Source organism: Limnospira sp., assembly GCF_051859755.1.
GTDB classification, from domain to species: Bacteria; Cyanobacteriota; Cyanobacteriia; order Cyanobacteriales; family Microcoleaceae; genus Limnospira; species Limnospira fusiformis.
Window position 1 is genome coordinate 1 of sequence record NZ_JBIMLI010000286.1, and the last position, 2,232, is coordinate 2,232.

Consider the following 2,232-nt stretch of genomic DNA (forward strand, 5'->3'; position numbering starts at 1 on the left):
GATTTACATAAGAAAGTCGCTCATGTCTTGGTTAATCACTATAAACTTATCTTTCTTCCTACTTTTAATTCGAGTGAAATGGTTGTCAAATATCGTAGAAAGCTCAACTCTAAGTCAGCGAGACACTTGTTAACTTGGAGTCACTACATATTTTCTAAACGTCTCATGCAACAAGCAGAAAGAAAAGGTGTTTTAGTTGTCCGCGCTGAAGGAAAGTTATACCTCTAAAACCTGCCCCCATTGTGGTCAAATCCATGAGAAACTAGGGGGAAGTAAGGTTTTGAAATGTCCTAATTGCGGCTATACAGCACCCCGTGACTGGGTAGGCGCACGAAACATTATGCTTCGTGCTTTGCCGGCTACTGCCGTTGTCTTCCAAGACAATGCGATACTTTTTCAATCGGCGTAAAGCTTTAATAAGTTTTATACAGGTTTGAGAAGGTTAAATGTAGCACTCAGGCGAGTCCGGGATTAGCATTATGACACCCCCACCTCGCGCCGGAGCCGGTGGGGAGAGCTTTATTCGGAATTGCTGGCACTATGGGCAGGTTGGTGATAAGATTAAACATAAAATCACAAGCAAACCTGCTCCTTTGCAGGTAAAATTAATTTCTATGGTCCGGCATCGACTCATACAGCTCGTGCCGGGAGATGGGTAAATAAAATAGCCTCCCCCAAGAGGATGTTAACTCAAAAATAACTCAATCGAATCATGTTTGGTCTCATCGGTCATCTTACCAGTTTGGAACACGCCCAGGTTGTAGCTCGGGATTTGGGTTATGCAGAATATGCTGATCAAGGTCTGGATTTTTGGTGCAGCGCACCACCCGTAATTGTTGAGGATCTTAAGGTAACAAGTATTACGGGTCAGGTAATTGAGGGTAGGTATGTAGAGTCTTGCTTCTTACCCGAAATGTTGGCTACTAACCGCATGAAAGCTGCTACTCGCAAAATTATTAATGCTATGGCTCATGCTCAAAAAAATGGCATTAATATTACGGCTTTGGGGGGGTTTTCTTCGATTATTTTGGAGAGATTTAATTTGGATCAACTGGGTAGAATTCGCAACATTAAGTTGGAGTTTGAGCGCTTCACTACCGGAAACACCCACACGGCTTATATTATTTGCCGTCAAGTGGAACAAGCAGCGCCGAAATTGGGAATAGATTTGTCTAAGGCTACTGTGGCTGTTTGTGGCGCTACCGGAGATATTGGCAGTGCGGTCTGTCGGTGGCTAAATGGCAGACTTGATGTGGCTGAAATACTATTGATTGCTCGCGATCGCCAAAGACTCCAAAACCTACAAGCTGAATTGGGACGGGGTAAAATTATGGCTTTAGATGAAGCATTACCCCAGGCTGATATCGTGGTTTGGGTCGCTAGTATGCCACAGGGGGTGGAAATTGACCCGGAAGTTTTGAAAAAACCTTGTTTGTTGATTGATGGGGGCTACCCTAAAAATATGGCAACTAAGTTTCAAAGTCCCGGTGTTCATGTCCTGTCTGGGGGCATTGTGGAACACGCTTTAGATATTGACTGGAAAATTATGAAAATTGTCAATATGAATGTTCCCGGTCGCCAGCTATTCGCCTGTTTTGCCGAATCTATGTTATTAGAATTTGAGTCTATATATACCAATTTTTCTTGGGGCCGAAATCAAATCACTTTGGATAAAATGGATATGATTGGTCGGATGTCTATTAAACATGGTTTTAAACCACTGATGCTATAACTTTTCCCCCTCCTCACCCGCTACCCTCCAACTCGGTTAAACTCCCAATTTCGGGTGAGGATCTCATTATTATTTATGGCTTTGGGGGGTATGCACAAAATGTCGTTTTTGTCAAGGTCGGTAAAAATAGCCTAGGTATTTTCCCGAAAAACTCGTGAATCGTGAATTTAAATTTTTGCCGGGAGAATAATTTTAACCGCGATACAATCAGGGTTTCGGGCTTTATTTTATCCAATAGACACAGAAAGCCCTTGGTAGCAATTTCTGTAAGCAAACCACAACCCCCATAATCTCGTCAACTTTTGGCGAGCAATTTTCCCTAAAATTGTATTAATTCTTAACAATCTTTGCCAAAAACAATCTATTTGGTTGTATGAATTAGCAAAACTTATGTAAAATCCCATAAGTAGGGGGTGGGCGAGTTTCACGTAAACCTCTTGGGAGCGTGGAAGCCCCGTGTCTTTAGACCGGGGAGGAAACGCGACAGGGGGACTTTAGTC

Annotated in this window: 2 protein-coding genes and 1 pseudogene; all 3 read left to right on the forward strand. The window is 42.8% G+C overall.

The features are described 5' to 3' along the window. Positions 1-228, forward strand: a pseudogene (locus tag ACTIE0_RS23900) (transposase); the annotation flags it as partial. Then, positions 197-409 (forward strand): zinc ribbon domain-containing protein, encoded by a 213-nt coding sequence (locus ACTIE0_RS23905; RefSeq protein WP_228116544.1) that lies wholly within the window; start codon positions 197-199, stop codon positions 407-409. The pseudogene ACTIE0_RS23900 and the gene ACTIE0_RS23905, both read left to right, overlap by 32 nt. A gap of 303 nt (positions 410-712) precedes the next feature. Continuing rightward, positions 713-1,732 (forward strand): long-chain acyl-[acyl-carrier-protein] reductase, encoded by a 1,020-nt coding sequence (locus tag ACTIE0_RS23910; RefSeq protein ID WP_006625675.1) that lies wholly within the window; start codon positions 713-715, stop codon positions 1,730-1,732. Positions 1,733-2,232 lie beyond the last annotated feature (500 nt).

Excerpts from the sequence above, each read along its gene's own strand:
- ACTIE0_RS23910 (WP_006625675.1), top strand. The coding sequence starts at position 713 with ATGTTTGGTCTCATCGGTCATCTTACCAGTTTGGAACACGCCCAGGTT.